The following is a 15,160-nucleotide window of genomic DNA, read 5'->3' as shown; positions in this document are numbered from 1 at the left end:
CGACGGACAGGGGGAGGGACCGATGAGCGTCTCGGCCGCGGAGTACCTGGACCGGGAGGTCGCCGGCCGGCACCCCGACCTGCCGGAGACCACCGCCGGCACGATGCGGCTGGACCTGGGGGACGGGGCGCGGACCGAACACTGGTATCTGACCATCGACCACCAGGAGGTACGGGTGGCCCGCTGCCTGGCCGACGAGGCCGACCTGGTGGTCCGCGCCGACCGGGAGGTGTTCGACCGGATCGCCGCCGGCCGGCTGCACCCGGCCGCGGCCCTGCTGCGCAACGACCTCACCGCGCAGGGCGACCTGCGGCTGCTGCTGTCGCTGCGCCGGATCTTCCCGGGTCCGCCCGACGCCCGGCATCCCCGCGAGGTGGCTGGCGCCGGAAGCCGGGTGGGGGCGCCATGAAGCAGGAGCTGGTGAACATCCGCGCCGGCAACGCCTTCGTGCTCAGCGACGGGCAGGGCGACATGGAGGTCGCGCCGTACGCCCCCATCGGGCTGTTCTCGTTCGACACCCGCTTCCTGTCCCGCTGGGTGCTCACCGTCGACGGTGAGCGGCTGCACGCCCTGTCCCGGGACGAGCTGGCCTACTTCGAGACCCGGTTCGTGCTGGTCCCCGGCGCCGCCAGCCACTACGTGGACGCCGACCTCTCGGTGATCCGGCACCGGTCCCTCAACGAGAGCTTCAACGAGCGGATCACCGTGCTCAACCACTCGGCCGAGCCCGCCGAGTTCACCGTGCGGATGGAGATCGGCAGCGACTTCGCCGACACCGCGGAGATCCTCCGCCCCGCGGAGCGCCGGCCGGAGGTCGTCGCCGACCCGGTCCACCGGCAGCTGCGGATCTGCTACGGGCGGGGCCGGTTCGCCCGGGAGACCTTCGTCTCCAGCACCGCGCCCGTCGAGGTCGACCGGCGGGGGATGACCTTCCGGATCCGGGTCGACCCGGACGGGGAGTGGCACACCGACCTGCACGTCGGCATGATCATCCAGGGTGCCGGCGGACGTGACCTGCGGGCCAGCCTGCAGTCCCACCGCCAGCACGTCCGCCACGACATGCGCGAGGACCTCGCCCGCTGGTTCGACCACGCGCCGCAGCTCATCGCCGACCGGGAACCCCTGATGTCGGCGTACCGGCAGGCGCTGACCGACCTGGCGTCGCTGCGCTACACGCCGCTGTCGTACAACGCCCGGGTGCCGGTGGGTGGGCTGCCCTGGGCCATGGCGTTGTACGGCCGGGACGCCCTCGTCACCTGCCTGGCGACGCTGCCGTTCACCCCGGAGCTGACCCCGGCGACCCTGCGGCTGCTCGCCCTGCTCCAAGGCGGCCGGCTCGACGACTACCACGACGAGGAGCCCGGGAAGATCCTGGCCGAGTTGCGGTACGGCGAGCAGGCCGCCTTCGGCGAGCAGCCCACGGCGTTCTACTACGGTGCGGCCGACACCACGCCGCTGTTCGTGGTCCTGCTCGACGAGTACGAGCTCTGGACCGGCGACACCGACCTCGTCCGGGAGTTGCGCCACCCGGCCCGGATGGCGTTGGACTGGCTCGACGAGTACGGCGACTCCACCGGCGACGGGTACCTGCGCTACCAGCCGCGCAACACCGTCAACGGGGTGGCCAACCAGACCTGGCGCAACTCGCCGGGGGCCATCGTCGACCGGCACGCCGTCGAGCCGCCGTACCCCCGGGCGACCTGCGAGTTGCAGGGGTACGCGTACGACGCGAAGGTCCGGGGCGCCCGGCTGGCCCGCGAGGTCTGGGGCGACCCCGGGTACGCCGACCGGCTGGAGGCCGAGGCCGCGCGGCTGCGCGAGCGGTTCGACCGGGACTTCTGGCTGCCGCACCGGGGCTACTACGCGCTGGCCCTCACCCCGGACGGGCGGCCGGTGGACGCGCTCACCTCGCACCTCGGGCACCTGCTGTGGAGCGGCATCGTCGAGCCGGAGCGGGCCGACGCGGTCGCCGCGCACCTGTCCGGCCCCGAACTCTTCACCGGCTGGGGGGTGCGCACGTACGCCACCGGGCAGCGGCCCTACAACCCGGTCGGCGCGCACCTCGGCGCGGTCTGGCCGTCGGACAACGCGCTCGTCGCGGCGGGCCTGCGCCGCTACGGGTACGACGCCGAGGCGGCCCAGGTCGTGGCCGGCATCTTCGCCGTGGCGGAGACGCTCGGCGGTTCGGTGCCGGAGGTGATCGCCGGCTATCCGCGCGACGTCACGAAGTACCCGGTCCAGCTTCCGGCGGCCGGCCGGCCGCAATCGTGGGCCTCCGGCGGCCTGCTGATGCTGCTGGCCACCATGCTCGGGCTGCGCCCGTGCGGGGAGAACCTGCTGGTGAACCCGTGCGTCCCCGACGGGTACGGCCGGATCGAGCTGCTGGACGTGCCGGGGCGCTGGGGGCGGGCCGACTCCTACGGCCGCGACCGCACCACCGGCCGGCGGGTCCGGGTCGGCGGCGCGAGCGGTGAGCGGCGCACCACCGGGTGACCGACGCGGGCCGGGGCGCCGCCGGTCAGCGTGGTCCGGCCGCGCTCTGCTCCGGCGTGCCAGCGGGGGCGGGCTGCTGTGTGCCGGCGGGGGCGGGCTGTTGTGTACCGGCGGGGGCGGGGGCCGGCTCCGCCGGCACGGCGCGGCCCCGCCCGGCCAGCCCCCGGTCGACGCCGACGAGGAGGAGTCCGAGCAGCCAGAACGCGACGGCGAAGAAGAGCGCGCTGAGGCCCACGCCGCCGTAGCCGAGCTGCCCGGCGTCGAGGAACGGGTACGGGTAGCGGTGCACGACCAGCCCCCGCACCAGGGCGAACCCGAGGTACGCCAGCGGGAACGCCAGCCACCAGGCGGCGTACCGCGGGCGCAGCCGGCCACGGCGGTCGAACAGCGCCCAGTCGGCGATCGCGAGCAGCGGCACCACCGTGTGCAGGAACTGGTTGCCCCACCACTCGCCCGGCTCCCGGTGCGGCTGGACCATGGCGAACGGGCTGGCCGGGTTCGCGAGCACCAGGTGGTAGACGGTGCCCGTGATGGTGATGTAGAGGGTCACGGCGCCCTTGAGCGCGCTCGGCGGCTCCGGGCGGCCCTGCCAGGCCCGCCAGGCGGCGTACCCGGCGAAGACGCCGACGGCCACGTTGCTCTGGATGGTGAAGTACGGCAGCAGGCCGCTCACGGTGGCCGGGCCCAGCGCGGTGAGCACGATGCCGGCCACCACGCCGAGCACGACGGCCAGCCGGAAGAGGATCGCCAGTCGGCGACGCCGCGGAGTCACCGGGGCAAGCTATCAGCCGGCCCCCGTCGGTCACGGAGGCGTGGCCCGCCCGGTGGTCGGCTGGTCCGGCGCGGCGGGTCGAACGGCCCGCGTCGCTGCCGGCCTCGCGGCGGGCGAGACGGCTCCCGCGCCGGTCGGCTGGTCGGCTCCCGCGCCGGTCGGCGGGTCGGCCGGGGGCGACTCGCCGGGGGAGGGCCGGTCGGCGGTGGCCCGCGCCCGGTCCACCGCGGACCCGGGCCGGTCGGCGCCGGGGGCCGGGTCCGGCCGGTCGGGGGCGGTTCCCGGGGTCGGCCGGTCCGGGCGGGTGTGCGGGCCGGGCCGGTCGGGGGCGGTGTGCGGGCCGGTCCGCGGGGCCGGCCGGAGCGGGGTGGTGTGACCGTCCCGGCCGGCGCCGGTGAGCGGTGCGGTGGTGGCCGGAGCCGTCGCGGGCGACGTGGTGGCGGGCGGCCGGGCCGGGCGCCCGGGCGTCCGGCTGTGGCCCGGCTCGGGCGCGGGGTCGCCGCCGGCGGGCGGGACCGTGGCCGGGGCGGTGCCCACGTCGCCGCTCACCCCGGAGCCGGGCGGCGTGGTGCCCGGGGCCCCGGGTGGGGCCGGCGTGGTGGCCGGCGCCCCGGGCGGGGCCGGCGACGGGACCGGGGTCACCCCGGCCGCCGGCAGGCGCTGCCACAGGTCCGTGAGGTCGTCGCGGATCCGGGTGGCGCCGGGCCCGTCGCCCAGGCGGCCCAGGAGCGCGGCGGCACGTTCGAGGTCGGTGCGGGCCTCGGCGTACCGGCCGGCACCCAGGTCGCGCCGGGCCTGGTCGAGCATCCGGTCGATCTCGCGTTCGGCGACCAGGGCGTCGGCGCGCTCGGTCCAGACCAGTTCGGTGACCGGCCACAGCAGGCCACCCGGCTCGGCCCGGGCCGAGCCGAGCCCGAGCCCGCCGGCCAGGGTCACCAGGGTCAGCGCCGCCCCGGAGAGGACGCGGACCCGCCGGCGCCGGCCGCCGGACCGTCCCCGTCCCGGGCCCTTCCCGGCCGGTTCACCGGGCTCCGGCGCACCCGCCGGGTCGACCGGCCGGCCGAGCTTTCCGGCGGGCGGGACGGCTCGGACCGGCCCCACCCCGGCCGGTTCCGCCGGAACCGGCGGGTCGTCCGCGGGCCGGCGATCGAGGGCCGGCCACGGCCTGCTCTCCAACTCGACGGCGCGGGCCTCCACCTGGGCCTGCCAGCCGCCGAGCAGGGCGGCCACCGGGTCGTCCGCCGGGAGCGCGCCGTGGCGGAGCGCGTCGAGCAGTTCGTCGTCGCGCCGCACCGGGTCCTCGGGACGCGGGGCGGGGTCGGCGGCGCTCACCGGATCACCGCCGAGAGGGAGTCGCCGGCGAGGGCGCGCACCCGGGTCAGCGCGCGGTGCTGCGCCAGCCGTACGGCCCCACCGGTCATGCCGAGCACCGTACCGACCTCGTCGGCCGTCATGCCGACCGCCAGGCGGAGCACCAGGATCTCCCGGTGGGTCGCGGGCAACTGGGCCAGCAGTTCGCTGAGGCGGGCGTTCAGGTCGGCGTTGAGCGCGCGGGGCTCCGGCCCCGGCGCCGGGTCGGCGGTGTCGGGCACCTCGGCGACGCTGTCGGTGCGGTCCCGGCTCGCGCTCCGGCAGGCGTCCGCGACCTTGCGGGCCGCGATGCCGTAGACGAAGGCGAGGAAGGGGCGGCCCTGGTCGACGAAGCGGGGCAGCGCGCGCAGCACCGCGAGGCAGACCTCCTGGGCGACGTCCTCGGCGGTCGCGCCACCGGCGCCGACGTGACCCAACCGGGCCAGGCTGTAGCGCACCACGATCGGCCGGATCACGGTGAGCACCCGGGCCACCGCCGCCGGATCGCCGGCCGCCGCCCGCCGCACCAGGTCGGGATCCGGTGTGTCCATAGAGGTCAACGAGGCCCTTCCGCCGTGGCTGGATCGACGGTAACCGGCGTCCGCCGTGCGGCCAAGGGGTCGGGTGAAACACCCTGCCCGCCGGTGGCGATAACCGTGCAGGAGGCGGTGCCCCGCTCGCTTGACCTGGTGTTCCCGACATCAGGTCGGTCGTTGTGCGGCTTTTCCCCCTAATTTATATATTTCCAATAACGAATGCCGATCTGCTCTGTTCCGGCGGCCCTCGACGGGGTCAGCCTCGACGTGGGCCATCCGCCCGACCCGCACGTGGAGAGGAACCCCCATGCGCAAGACACTGGGCGTCGCGATGCTCACCGGCATCGTCGTCGCCGCCTCGGCGACCGGCGCCACCGCCGCCCCGCGCGCCGAGGCGGAGAGCGGCTACATCGTCGTCCTCCGCGCCGACGCCAACTCGTCGTCGGTCGCTGCCGAGCAGTCCCGGGCGACCGGTGCCACGGTCGGTCACGTCTACGAGCACGCCCTGCGTGGCTACTCCGCCCGGATGAGCGCCACCGCCGCGGCGCGCCTGGCCCGCGACTCGCGGGTGCTCCTCGTCCAGCCCGACGGGGTGGTGACGGCCGACGCCCAGACCACGCCGACCGGCATCAACCGGGCCGATGCCGAGCTGAGCCCGACCGCGAAGATCAACGGCGCCGACGAGCGGGTGAACGTCGACGTCGCGGTCATCGACACCGGCATCGACCTCACCCATCCGGACCTGAACGTGTACACCGCCGGGGCGAAGAACTGCTCCACCGGCAACAGCGCCAACGACGGCAACGGCCACGGCTCGCACGTCGCCGGCACCATCGGCGCGCTCGACAACGGCGTCGGCGTGGTCGGCATGGCTCCCGGTGCCCGGCTCTGGCCGGTCCGCGTGCTCAACAACGCCGGCAGCGGCTCGTTCTCCAGCATCATCTGCGGCATCGACTACGTGACCGCGCACGCCAGCGAGATCGAGGTCGCCAACATGAGCCTCGGCGGCTCCGGCTCCGACAGCGCCTGCGGCAGCAACAAGGACGCGATGCACGAGGCGATCTGCAACTCCGTCGCGGCCGGCGTGACGTACGTGGTGGCCGCCGGCAACGAGACCGACAACGCCGCCAACCACGTCCCGGCCGCGTACGACGAGGTCATCACCGTCTCCGCGCTGGCCGACTTCAACGGCCTGCCGGGCGGCGGAGCCGCGGCGACCTGCCGCAGCGACGTGGACGACACCATCGCCGACTTCTCCAACTACGGCGCCGACGTCGACCTCATGGCCCCGGGCGTGTGCATCTACTCGACCTGGAAGGGCGGCGGCTACAACACGATCTCCGGCACCTCGATGGCGAGCCCGCACGTCGCCGGTGGCGCCGCCCTCTACAAGGCGACCCACCCCACGGCCACCCCGAGCGCGGTCAAGTCGGCCCTCCAGTCGGCCGGTACGACCAACTACAGCTGGCCGGCCGGTGACCCGGACGGCATCCAGGAGAAGCTGCTGAACGTGGCCACCTTCTGACCGTGACGCCACGACCGTGCCGGCCCGACGAGGGCCGGCACGGTTCGTGCGTGCGCGGGTGGGCGCCCGGTGCGGCTGCGGGTCAGCGCGGGGACGCGCCGACCGAGTTGGGCTCCCGCACCGACGGACCGGCGGGGCGGGTGGTCGGCGGTGAATCGGCCGGCGGCTTGTCCGGCGTCTGCTCCGGCCGGCCGGTGACCCGGCCGGTGGGCTCGTCGCTCGGCCGTCGCGTCGGGTCGGGGTCGTTCGGCTTGCCCTTGCCGTCGAGCAGGTGGTCGCAGTAGGCGGCGACCTGCTCCCGCCCGCCGGCGGCGGCAACCAGGTCGGCGAACCGCGGCTTCTCCAGAACGCGGCGCCGGTCGTCGCCCTCCGCCCGGTAGGCGGTGCAGAGACCGGCCAGCGCCGATGAGCTGCCCGGCGGGTCGGTCGGGTCGCCGGCCGGGGTGGTGGGGTGGCTCGGATCGCCGGTCGGCGTGGGTCGGCCGTCGGCCCCGGCGCTCGGGCTGGCCGTGGTGTCCGCGCCACCGCCCAGCGGGCCGGGCAGGTGGCCGGTGACGGCGGCGAGCGCGACACCGCCGGTGGCGGTGGCCAGCAGGGCGGCCAGGGCGAGTTTCGCGCCGACCAGCCCGGCGCGCAGCCGTCGCTCGGGACGGGACGCCCTCAGCGGGACCGGGTCGCCGGCCTGCGCCATGCGGAAGGCCTGGAGGGCGGCCCCCTCGCCGCTGAGCTCGTGCGGACGGGGAGCGGCGCGGACGGCGTCGAGGAACCGGACCAGCGCCTCCGGACCGTCCTGCGCGTCGGCGGCGGGACCGACGAGCAGGCGCTCGACGGTCTCCTGGTCCATGCGGTGTCCGTTCATCTCGTGTCCCTCAGCGCCGCCACCGGCCGTGGCGTCACACCGGAAACCCCCGCCCGCCCCATTGAGGCGCGTGAGATCGGTCACCTCGCCGCCGGTCAACCCATGGTCTTCGCTCCGTCGATCGACTCGCGGATGATGTCGGCGTGCCCAGCGTGCTGCGCGGTCTCGGCGATGAGGTGCAGCAGCACCCGGCGCACCGTCCAGCTCGCGCCCGGCTCGAACCAGGGCGCACTCGGCAGCGGGTGCGCGGTGTCGAGGTCGAGGGTGGCGACCAGGGCGTCGGTCTCGGCGGCCACCCGGTCGAACTCGGCGAGCAGCCCGGCCAGGGTCTCGCCCTCGGCCATCCGGAACTGGCCGGCCCAGTCGACCGGCTCGCTCTGCATCGCCTCGGCGCCACCGACCGCGAACCGCATCCACCGGTGCTCGGTGCCGGCCACGTGCTTGATCAGGCCGCCGAGACAGAGTTCGCTGGCCGTGCTGCGCCGCGCGGCCTGCTCGTCGTCGAGCCCCGTCACGGTCTGCCGGAGGAAGCCGCGGTGCCGCTGGAGGGTGGCGAGCAGGTCGGCCCGCTCGCCGGTGCGGACCTGGTCGGAGACGCTCATGCCGCCTGCCTTTCATCGAGGACCGGGGACACCGTACGACCCGCCACCGACACTTTCCCGGTTACCCACCGGACGGCCCCGGGTTGCCGATTCGTCCGGATCGCGGTGCACTGAATTACATGGGTGTCATCAAGGTGGGCACGTCCTCCTGGGCCGACCAGATGCTGGTCCGCTCCGGCTGGTACCCCCGCGCGGCCAACACGCCGGCCGGCCGCCTCGGCTGGTACGCGGAGCGGTTCGGCCTGGTCGAGGTGGACACGTCCTACTACGCGATCCCCGCGCCGGAGACCGCCGAGGGCTGGGCGGCCGCCACCCCGCCCGGATTCACCTTCGACGTCAAGGCGTTCCGCCTCTTCACCGGCCACCACACCCCGGTCGACGCGCTGCCCCGGGAGCTGCGCCCGGCCGGCGGCCCCAGCCGGATCCGCTGGCGGGACCTGTCCGCCGGGGCGTACGACGAACTCTGGGACCGGTTCCACGCGGCGCTGGCGCCGCTCGCGGCGGCCGACCGGCTCGGCGCCGTGCTGCTCCAGTTCCCACCCTGGCTGGCCCGCGGCGACGCGGCCAAGCGGCGGATCCTGTCCGCGGCCCTCCGCTGCCGGCCCTGGCCGGTCAGCGTCGAGCTGCGGCACTCCTCCTGGTTCACCGAGGACGCCGTGGTGGACACCGTGACGTTCCTGCGCGAGAACGGGCTCGGGTACGTCTGCGTGGACATGCCCCAGGGGCACGCCTCCTCGGTGCCGCCGATCCTCACCGCCACCACCGACCTCGCGGTGGTGCGGTTCCACGGGCACAGCACCGCCTGGGAGAGCGGCGACAAGCAGGACCGGTTCCGCTACGCCTACGGCGAGGAGGAGCTGCGGCGCTGGTCCGTGCTGCTGCGCGAGCTGGCCGACCAGTGCGCCGAGCTGCACGTGCTGCTCAACAACTGCTGCGGCGACCAGGCCCAGCGGGACGCCGCCCGGCTCGCCGGGCTGCTCGGCGTCGCACCCGCCGCCGCGCGGGCCTGAGGTTTCCGCCGGCACCTCCCGGGTACCGGCGGTGCCGAGGGACGACAGCGAGGGGGAGCGCGTGGACGAGCGGCGGGACGAGCCCGGTGGCCTGGCCCGGGACGACCGGGATCCCCGGGCGACCCGGGAGGCCGAGGAGGCGCACGGCGGCAGCATGGCCCCGGGCCTGGTGGACGACACCGGCCACCCGGTGGCCGAGCCGCCGGTGCCGGACAACGAGCCGTCGACGCTGGGCCGGCCGGGGGAGGACGGCACCGGTTCCTGATCGGACGGGACGGCGCCCGGGGCGGTGAGGCGCCCCGGGCGTCGTGTCGTCTTCGATCCGGCGGTCCAGGTCAGCCGCGCCAGCTGACCCCTTCCGGACGCATGCCGGTGGCGTCCTCCAGCGCGTTGTCCCCGAGGTCCCCGTCGGCGCGGTCGTCGGGAAAGGTCCGTCTGGACGGCGCCGGATCGGGCGGCGCGCCCGGTCCCGCCTCGGCGGCCCGGGTGGGCTCCACCGGGCCGAACCCGTGCCGGCCGGCCTTCGGCCCGCCCGGTCCGGCGCCCGCCGCCCGGCGTTCGCCCCGCCGGCCCTCCGGGACGGCGTTCTCCTCGCTGCCCTCGTCCATCGGGTCGTCCTCGCCCGCGCCCCACGGCGGGTCGGCGTCGAAGCCGTCGGTGGTGCCCCACGGCGCGGCCGCCTCGGGCCCCCGCCCCTCGCCCCTACCCGATCGGTCCTTGCTGGTCATGGCCACCTCACCTGGCTGGATTCCCCCGTGCCCGTGCTGATTGCCCGCCACCGGGCCGGTCATGCGCCGGACCCCGGGTACGCCGCGCGGCCGGCGCCCCACCCCGATGTGGGCCGCCGGCCGCGGAGCGGGTCACCGACCGGCCATGGCCATCGGTCGTTTCGTCGCGTGCATCCCGGTCATCCCGGCCATCTTTCCGATCGCCATCGGGGCGCTCGCCAGCCCGCCGGCTCGGCCGAGCAGGCCGCGGAACACCTGTCCCGGTTTCTGCTGCTCACCCATGTACGCCGACACCACGACCAGCGCGCCGGTCAGCGCCGGAATGGCCCACTGGAGCAGCTTCATCTGCCGCTGTGAGGCGGCCACGTTCGAGGGCGTCTGGTAGTTCGGCTCGGTGGCCCCCTCGACGGACGGCCCGCCCGCCTTCTGCAGCCGCATGCCGAGCAGCCGGCTGTAGCCGGTCACCGCCAGCGCGCCCACGGTCAGCGCCGTCTTCACCGTGCTCATCTTCGCCACCCCGGCCTGGGCGGCCACCCGTGGGCTCTCGGTCACCAGCTCGCCGACGGCGCCGGCCAGGTGCGCGCCGATCGCCGCCGCGTTGACCGGGGTCCAGCGCGCCCAGCCGGCCGATGCGACCGGCAGCCGCTGGGTCGAGTCGTCGATTTTCGCCGCCGCGCCGTTGACGCCGAGCGCTCCCATCAGTGAGCCGCCGAACCAGGCCGCCAGGCCCAGGTCGTGCATCGAGCGCAACGCGGTGTGCCGTTCGGACATCCTTGATCCCCCTCCGCCGTGTTCGGGCGGTGCGGCTTACCCACCTTCGGCGCGGCTACGCACCCGTTTTCCGGGCGGCGGATCAGCCCGCCCGGTTCCGGCCCGTCCGTCCGGGGCGTCCCGGGTCAGCGACGCGGCAGCGCGGCGGCGAACGCGGCGACCCGGGCGGCCAGCGGGTCGGCGGCGCGTACCCAGGTGAAATGGTCCAGCGGGGCGCCCGCCTCGGCGACGGTGTAGCGGTGCCGGGTCACCGGGGCGGCGGCGAGCTTGCCGCAGAGGTGGTCCAACGTCTCGTGCGGCGTGTACTGGTCGTCGTCGACGCTGACCGCGAGCACCGGCGTGCGGACTCGCCCGACGGCGGCGTCGGCGTCGACGCCGTCGAGGACCGGGAAGCGGCCGGTCCGGGCGGTGTACGCCCAGTCCCGGATCACCCCGCGCGCCTGCCTGCCGCCGAACCCCCAGCCCGGCCAGACGCCGAGCAGCCGGGCGACCGCCGCGATGCCCTGGGTGTAGGGCAGCACGCCCCAGCCGCGCAGCCCCGGGTACCCGCGCCACCAGGGGATGCCCACCGCCACCAGGGCCAGCCCGTCCACCCGGTCGGCGTCGTGCAGCGCCTGGTGCAGCACCGCGACCTGCCCGCCCAGCGAGTGCCCGAGCAACAGCCGGGTCCGGCCGTCCAGCCGGGGCTTGAGCGCGTCGAGCACGGCGCCGACGTCGGTGGCCAGCTCGGCGTAGCCGTACCGGCAGCTGCGGGCGGGGGTGGGCGTGCTCTCGCCGGTGCCCCGCAGGTCGACCACCACGACGGCCAGCCCGGCCTCGCGCAGGGCGGCGGCGAACGGCCGGTAGTAGCGGGCACGGACCCCCATGGCGGGCCAGATCACCACCACGGGCGCGCCGGGCGGCCCGTCCGGCTCGGGGTGGACCTGGACGCCGATCCGCGCCCCGTCGACCTCGACGAACTCCTGCGTGTAGTCCCCGTTCACCGGCTCAGCGTACGGGCGGGAAGCTACCGACGGGTAGCAAGGGGTGGGTGAGCCGCCTGCGCGGGAATCCGGCGCACTGCTCCCACCCGCGACCGGGCCGCCGCCGTCACCCGGTCCACCGCCGCCAGCACCGCCGGCACGTCCAGCTCGGCCAGCGCCGGGTGCACCCCCGGGCCGTCCCCGGCCGGGCGCGGCCCGACCCAGAGCGCCTCGTGCCACGGCCGGTCCGGCGGCGGTCCCCACCACGAGGGCGGCACCGGGCCGAAGAGCAGCACCGACGGGGTGGCGAAGGCGGTGGCCAGGTGAGCCACCCCGGTGTCCCCGCACAGCACCAGGCGGGCATGGGCGACAAGCGCGGCCAGCTCACCGACATCGGTCGCGCCGGCCAGCACGGCGTCGGCCGGCAACCCGGCCCGGCGGGCCACCTCGGCGGCGAGGTCCCGCTCGCCGGGACTGCCGGTGACCACCACCCGGTGGCCCCGCCCGGACAGCTCCCGCGTCACCGCGGCGAACCGCTCCGGCGGCCAGCGCCGCTGCGCCGCCTTGGCGCCCGGATGCACCACCGTCACCCCGGTCGGCAGCGCACCCGGCCCGGGTCGGCGCAGCGCCAGGTCGGTGCGGTCCGCGGGGCTGCCGTACCAGCCGAGCATCCGGCACCACCGGTCCACCTCGTGCTCCTCGGCCCGCCACGGCGGACCGTCGTGCCACCCGGCGTCGGCGTTGGCGAAGGCCAGCAGCCGCCGCGGCCGGGCCTCGGCCAGCATCCGGTGCGACTCCGGCCCCCGGCCGTGCAGGTTCACCGCCACCGCGGGCGGCGGGCCGGACCACCCGAGGTGGCCCAGCCCGTCCGCGAAGACCTGCCGGTCCACGACCCCGACCAGTTCCACCAGCGGCGCCAGCCAGCGCGGCGCGACAAGCGCCAGCTCCTCCGCGGGGTACGCGGCACGCAGCGCGCGCAGCGCCGGCACCCCGGTGGCGAGGTCGCCGACGCCGAGCGCCCGGAGCACGAGGATCACGGGTACGAGGACTCCTGCTCGGCGCAGACCACCAGCTCGCGTACCGCGCAGCCGGGCGGCTGGGACAGCGCGAACATGACCGCCTCGGCGGTGTCCGCCGGGTCGTTGAGGATCGCGTCCGGGCCGGGCTTGTACCGCTCGTCCCGGTCGTCGAAGAACGCCGTCCGCATGCCGCCCGGGATCAGCAGCGTGACGCCGACCGTCCCGGCCAGCTCGGCGGCGAGCGCCCGGGTGAAGCCGACCACCCCGAACTTCGCCGCGCAGTACGCGGTCGCGTCGCTGACCGCCTTCACGCCCAGCGTGGACGCCACGGTCACCACCGTGCCGTGCGCCCGCTCCAGGTGCGGCACCGCCGCTCGGATCACCGCGGCGGTGCCGAGCAGGTTGATGGTCACGATCCGGTCCCACGTCGCGCCGTCGACATCGGCCAGCCGGCCGGGCACGTCCATGCCGGCGGCGGTCACCACGCCGTCCAGCCCGCCGGCCTGCTCGGCGAGCTGCCGGGTGGCCGCCTCGGCGGCCCGGGTGTCGGCCAGGTCGCACTCGACCCAGGGCACCCCGTCGGCCGGCGCCCGCCGGTCCAGCACGTACGGCCGCCCGCCGGCCTTGGCCACCGCGCTCACCACCGCCGCACCGAGTCCGCTCGACCCGCCGGTCACGAGGATGGCGCGCCCGTTCAGATCCCTGCTCATGCCGGCACTCCGCTTCGCTCCGTGCCGCCCTGAGGCGCACTGCGTTGATGATCCGCTCGCTGACGCTCGCTCATACCGCTCCCTTGACGAGGTGGAGGCCGCGCTGGCGCGCGGCGGAGATGGTGCCGGTGGTGGACCGGCCGGACAGGAAGGGCACGGTGACGACCCGCCCGCCCCAGCGGCGCACCAGCTCCGCCTCGGGCAGCTCGGGCGCGCCGTCGCCGGCGTAGTCGCCGCCCTTGACCCAGACGTCCGGGCGCAGCCGGGCGAGCACCTGGTGCGGGGTGGGCTCGTCGAAGACCACCACGGCGTCGACGCAGTCCAGGGCGGCCAGCAGCCGGGCCCGGTCCTGCTCCGGGTGGACCGGGCGCTCCGGTCCCTTGAGGCCCCGGACGCTGCGGTCGGAGTTGAGGCACACCACCAGGCAGTCGCCCAGCCGGCGGGCCGCCTGGAGGGTGGCCAGGTGCCCGGCGTGCAGGAGGTCGAAGCAGCCGCCGGTGGCGACCACCGTGCCGCCGCCGGCGCGTACCTCGGCCACCAGCTCCTCGGCGGTGCGCGCGGCGGACGGCGTGGGCCGCGGCTCCGGCGCCCGGTGCAGGCCGGCCGCCCCGCCGGCCGCCACGTACGCCGACGCGGCCTCGACCGCCGCCTGCACGGCCTCGGCGGTCGACGCGCCGTCGCCCAGCGCCAGCGCGGCGGTGGCGGCGAACCGGTCCCCGGCGCCGCAGGTGTCCTCCACGTGCCCCACGGTGGACGGCGGCGGAACGACCAGCGGGGTGCCGCCGGAGTGGCAGAGCACCGCCCCGTCCGGGCCCATGGTCACCGCGACCGCGCCGACCCGCCACCGGCGGCGCAGCTCCTGCCCGGCCCGGGTGGCGGTGGAGAGCCCCGAGCCGGCGCCCGCGTCCCCGGTGAGCCCGCGCAGTTCGCCCAGGTTCGGCGTGGTGAGGCGGGCCCCGGCCACCGCGGCCGGGCCGCGCGGGTGCGGGTCCCAGACCACCGGGGCGGCCGTCTCGGCCAGCGCGGCGCGCAGCGCGGGTTGCCGGGCCAGGCCGCGACCGTAGTCGCTGACCAGGATGGCCCGCGCCCGGGAGAGCAGTTCGAGCACGGCCTCCGAGGGCTGGCCCGGCGCCTGCGGCTCGCCGCCCCGGTCCAGCCGGAGCAGGGTCTGCCCGCCGGCGCGGAGCCGGATCTTCTCGGCCGTCGCGCCGGGCAGGCGCAACGGGTAGACCGCCACCCCCGCCTCGGCCAGCAGTTCCGCGAGGCGGGCCCCGCCGGCGTCGTCGGCGAGCGCGGTGACCAGCGCCACCTCGGTGTCCTGTCCGGCGGCGAGCAGTGCGGCCAGTCCGGCGCCGCCCGGCCGGTCGGTGGCCGACCGTTCGTCGAGCACCGGTACCGGGGCGTCCGGGGCGACCCGGCCGACCACGCCGGTGACGTCCCGGTCCAGCAGCGCGTCGCCGACCACGACCAGCGGGCCGCTCACGGCTGCACCCACCCGGTGCCGGTGGACCCGTGCCCGTGGCGCCCGTTGGCCGGACGCCCGTTGGCCGCGTGCCCGTTGGCCGAGTGTCCGTTGGCCGAGTGTCCGTTGGCCGAGTGTCCGTTGTGGCTGTTGCGGCCGTGCCCGTCGACCGGACGGTGCCCGTTCGGGCGGGCCTCGTCCCGCGCGTGCCCGTCCAGCCCTCGGCCGACGCCCAGGGGCGGGCCGGAGCCCACCCCGGCGAGCAGATGGCCGTCCGCCACGGTCCCGTCGACGCCGTCCCGGTCGTCGCCGGTGAGGGCGGGCGGCGTCGCCCAGCGGGCGAAGGTCCCGGCCCGGGGCG

The 15,160-nt window shown here is 76.4% G+C and carries 16 protein-coding genes; 5 read left to right on the top strand and 11 right to left on the bottom strand.

All coding sequences use genetic code 11. The features are described 5' to 3' along the window. The first annotated feature begins 22 nt into the window (after window positions 1-22). Window positions 23-409: an SCP2 sterol-binding domain-containing protein gene (locus tag NLX85_RS01910; RefSeq protein WP_254331294.1), complete on the top strand. Its 387-nt coding sequence runs from the start codon at window positions 23-25 to the stop codon at window positions 407-409. Next, entirely contained in the window at window positions 406-2,493 is a 2,088-nt protein-coding gene (locus NLX85_RS01905; RefSeq protein ID WP_254331293.1) for a glycogen debranching N-terminal domain-containing protein, read from the top strand. The genes NLX85_RS01910 and NLX85_RS01905 overlap by 4 nt, the downstream gene beginning before the upstream one ends. A gap of 25 nt (window positions 2,494-2,518) precedes the next feature. Here the strand turns inward: NLX85_RS01905 and NLX85_RS01900 are convergent, their stop codons facing one another. Genes NLX85_RS01900 through shbA form a run of 3 tightly spaced genes read right to left on the bottom strand, consistent with a single transcriptional unit; the run spans window position 2,519 to window position 5,166 of the window. After that, a complete protein-coding gene (locus NLX85_RS01900) occupies window positions 2,519-3,265 on the bottom strand; it encodes a Pr6Pr family membrane protein (RefSeq protein WP_254331292.1) in 747 nt (248 codons plus the stop codon). A 30-nt stretch (window positions 3,266-3,295) separates the two neighbouring features. Then, window positions 3,296-4,597, bottom strand: coding sequence for a hypothetical protein (locus NLX85_RS01895; protein ID WP_254331291.1), 1,302 nt, complete (start codon window positions 4,595-4,597; stop codon window positions 3,296-3,298). Further along, window positions 4,594-5,166 (bottom strand): RNA polymerase sigma factor ShbA, encoded by a 573-nt coding sequence (gene shbA, locus NLX85_RS01890; RefSeq protein WP_254331290.1) that lies wholly within the window; start codon window positions 5,164-5,166, stop codon window positions 4,594-4,596. Before shbA ends, NLX85_RS01895 begins: the two co-directional genes overlap by 4 nt. 292 nt (window positions 5,167-5,458) lie before the next feature. On the opposite strand from shbA, the gene NLX85_RS01885 reads away from it, so the two are divergent. Beyond that, a complete protein-coding gene (locus NLX85_RS01885) occupies window positions 5,459-6,676 on the top strand; it encodes a S8 family peptidase (protein WP_254331289.1) in 1,218 nt (405 codons plus the stop codon). Window positions 6,677-6,758: 82 nt separating this feature from the next. Here the strand turns inward: NLX85_RS01885 and NLX85_RS01880 are convergent, their stop codons facing one another. After that, the gene (locus NLX85_RS01880) at window positions 6,759-7,535 is read right to left on the bottom strand and encodes a hypothetical protein (RefSeq protein ID WP_254331288.1); all 777 of its coding nucleotides are present in this window, start codon (window positions 7,533-7,535) and stop codon (window positions 6,759-6,761) included. A 95-nt stretch (window positions 7,536-7,630) separates the two neighbouring features. Further along, a complete protein-coding gene (locus NLX85_RS01875; RefSeq protein ID WP_254331287.1) occupies window positions 7,631-8,137 on the bottom strand; it encodes a DinB family protein in 507 nt (168 codons plus the stop codon). A gap of 119 nt (window positions 8,138-8,256) precedes the next feature. Here NLX85_RS01875 and NLX85_RS01870 point away from each other — a divergent pair, with 119 nt between their 5' ends. Together NLX85_RS01870 and NLX85_RS01865 are read left to right on the top strand one after the other, a co-directional pair. Then, window positions 8,257-9,147 carry a DUF72 domain-containing protein gene (locus NLX85_RS01870; RefSeq protein WP_254331286.1) on the top strand — a complete coding sequence of 297 codons (891 nt, stop codon included), beginning with the start codon at window positions 8,257-8,259 and terminating at the stop codon, window positions 9,145-9,147. A 61-nt stretch (window positions 9,148-9,208) separates the two neighbouring features. After that, window positions 9,209-9,412 carry a GTPase activator gene (locus tag NLX85_RS01865; RefSeq protein ID WP_254331285.1) on the top strand — a complete coding sequence of 68 codons (204 nt, stop codon included), beginning with the start codon at window positions 9,209-9,211 and terminating at the stop codon, window positions 9,410-9,412. Between the two features lie 70 nt (window positions 9,413-9,482). Here the strand turns inward: NLX85_RS01865 and NLX85_RS01860 are convergent, their stop codons facing one another. The 6 genes from NLX85_RS01860 to NLX85_RS01835 all read right to left on the bottom strand — a co-directional run bounded on the left by NLX85_RS01860 (window position 9,483) and on the right by NLX85_RS01835 (window position 14,820). Then, window positions 9,483-9,875, bottom strand: coding sequence for a hypothetical protein (locus NLX85_RS01860; RefSeq protein ID WP_254331284.1), 393 nt, complete (start codon window positions 9,873-9,875; stop codon window positions 9,483-9,485). A 132-nt stretch (window positions 9,876-10,007) separates the two neighbouring features. Further along, entirely contained in the window at window positions 10,008-10,646 is a 639-nt protein-coding gene (locus NLX85_RS01855; protein WP_254331283.1) for a hypothetical protein, read from the bottom strand. Between the two features lie 125 nt (window positions 10,647-10,771). Beyond that, a complete protein-coding gene (locus NLX85_RS01850) occupies window positions 10,772-11,629 on the bottom strand; it encodes an alpha/beta fold hydrolase (RefSeq protein WP_254331282.1) in 858 nt (285 codons plus the stop codon). 23 nt (window positions 11,630-11,652) lie between these two features. Beyond that, a complete protein-coding gene (locus tag NLX85_RS01845) occupies window positions 11,653-12,645 on the bottom strand; it encodes a glycosyltransferase family 9 protein (protein WP_254331281.1) in 993 nt (330 codons plus the stop codon). Continuing rightward, window positions 12,642-13,337 carry an SDR family oxidoreductase gene (locus NLX85_RS01840; RefSeq protein WP_374628045.1) on the bottom strand — a complete coding sequence of 232 codons (696 nt, stop codon included), beginning with the start codon at window positions 13,335-13,337 and terminating at the stop codon, window positions 12,642-12,644. Before NLX85_RS01840 ends, NLX85_RS01845 begins: the two co-directional genes overlap by 4 nt. Window positions 13,338-13,407: 70 nt before the next feature. Continuing rightward, window positions 13,408-14,820 carry a PfkB family carbohydrate kinase gene (locus NLX85_RS01835; protein WP_254331280.1) on the bottom strand — a complete coding sequence of 471 codons (1,413 nt, stop codon included), beginning with the start codon at window positions 14,818-14,820 and terminating at the stop codon, window positions 13,408-13,410. Window positions 14,821-15,160 lie beyond the last annotated feature (340 nt).

The sequence above is a fragment of the Micromonospora sp. A3M-1-15 genome (assembly GCF_024213425.1).
Classification (GTDB): Bacteria; Actinomycetota; Actinomycetes; order Mycobacteriales; family Micromonosporaceae; genus Micromonospora; species Micromonospora chersina.
Note: the sequence above shows the minus strand (reverse complement) of the source record. Positions and strands in the feature narration are given on the sequence as shown.

Coding starts and splice junctions, on each gene's coding strand:
- NLX85_RS01910 (WP_254331294.1), top strand. CDS start 23: ATGAGCGTCTCGGCCGCGGAGTACCTGGACCGGGAGGTCGCCGGCCGG.
- NLX85_RS01905 (WP_254331293.1), top strand. CDS start 406: ATGAAGCAGGAGCTGGTGAACATCCGCGCCGGCAACGCCTTCGTGCTC.
- shbA (WP_254331290.1), bottom strand. CDS start 5,166: ATGGACACACCGGATCCCGACCTGGTGCGGCGGGCGGCGGCCGGCGAT.
- NLX85_RS01885 (WP_254331289.1), top strand. CDS start 5,459: ATGCGCAAGACACTGGGCGTCGCGATGCTCACCGGCATCGTCGTCGCC.
- NLX85_RS01880 (WP_254331288.1), bottom strand. CDS start 7,535: ATGAACGGACACCGCATGGACCAGGAGACCGTCGAGCGCCTGCTCGTC.
- NLX85_RS01875 (WP_254331287.1), bottom strand. CDS start 8,137: ATGAGCGTCTCCGACCAGGTCCGCACCGGCGAGCGGGCCGACCTGCTC.
- NLX85_RS01870 (WP_254331286.1), top strand. CDS start 8,257: ATGGGTGTCATCAAGGTGGGCACGTCCTCCTGGGCCGACCAGATGCTG.
- NLX85_RS01860 (WP_254331284.1), bottom strand. CDS start 9,875: ATGACCAGCAAGGACCGATCGGGTAGGGGCGAGGGGCGGGGGCCCGAG.
- NLX85_RS01855 (WP_254331283.1), bottom strand. CDS start 10,646: ATGTCCGAACGGCACACCGCGTTGCGCTCGATGCACGACCTGGGCCTG.
- NLX85_RS01840 (WP_374628045.1), bottom strand. CDS start 13,337: ATGAGCAGGGATCTGAACGGGCGCGCCATCCTCGTGACCGGCGGGTCG.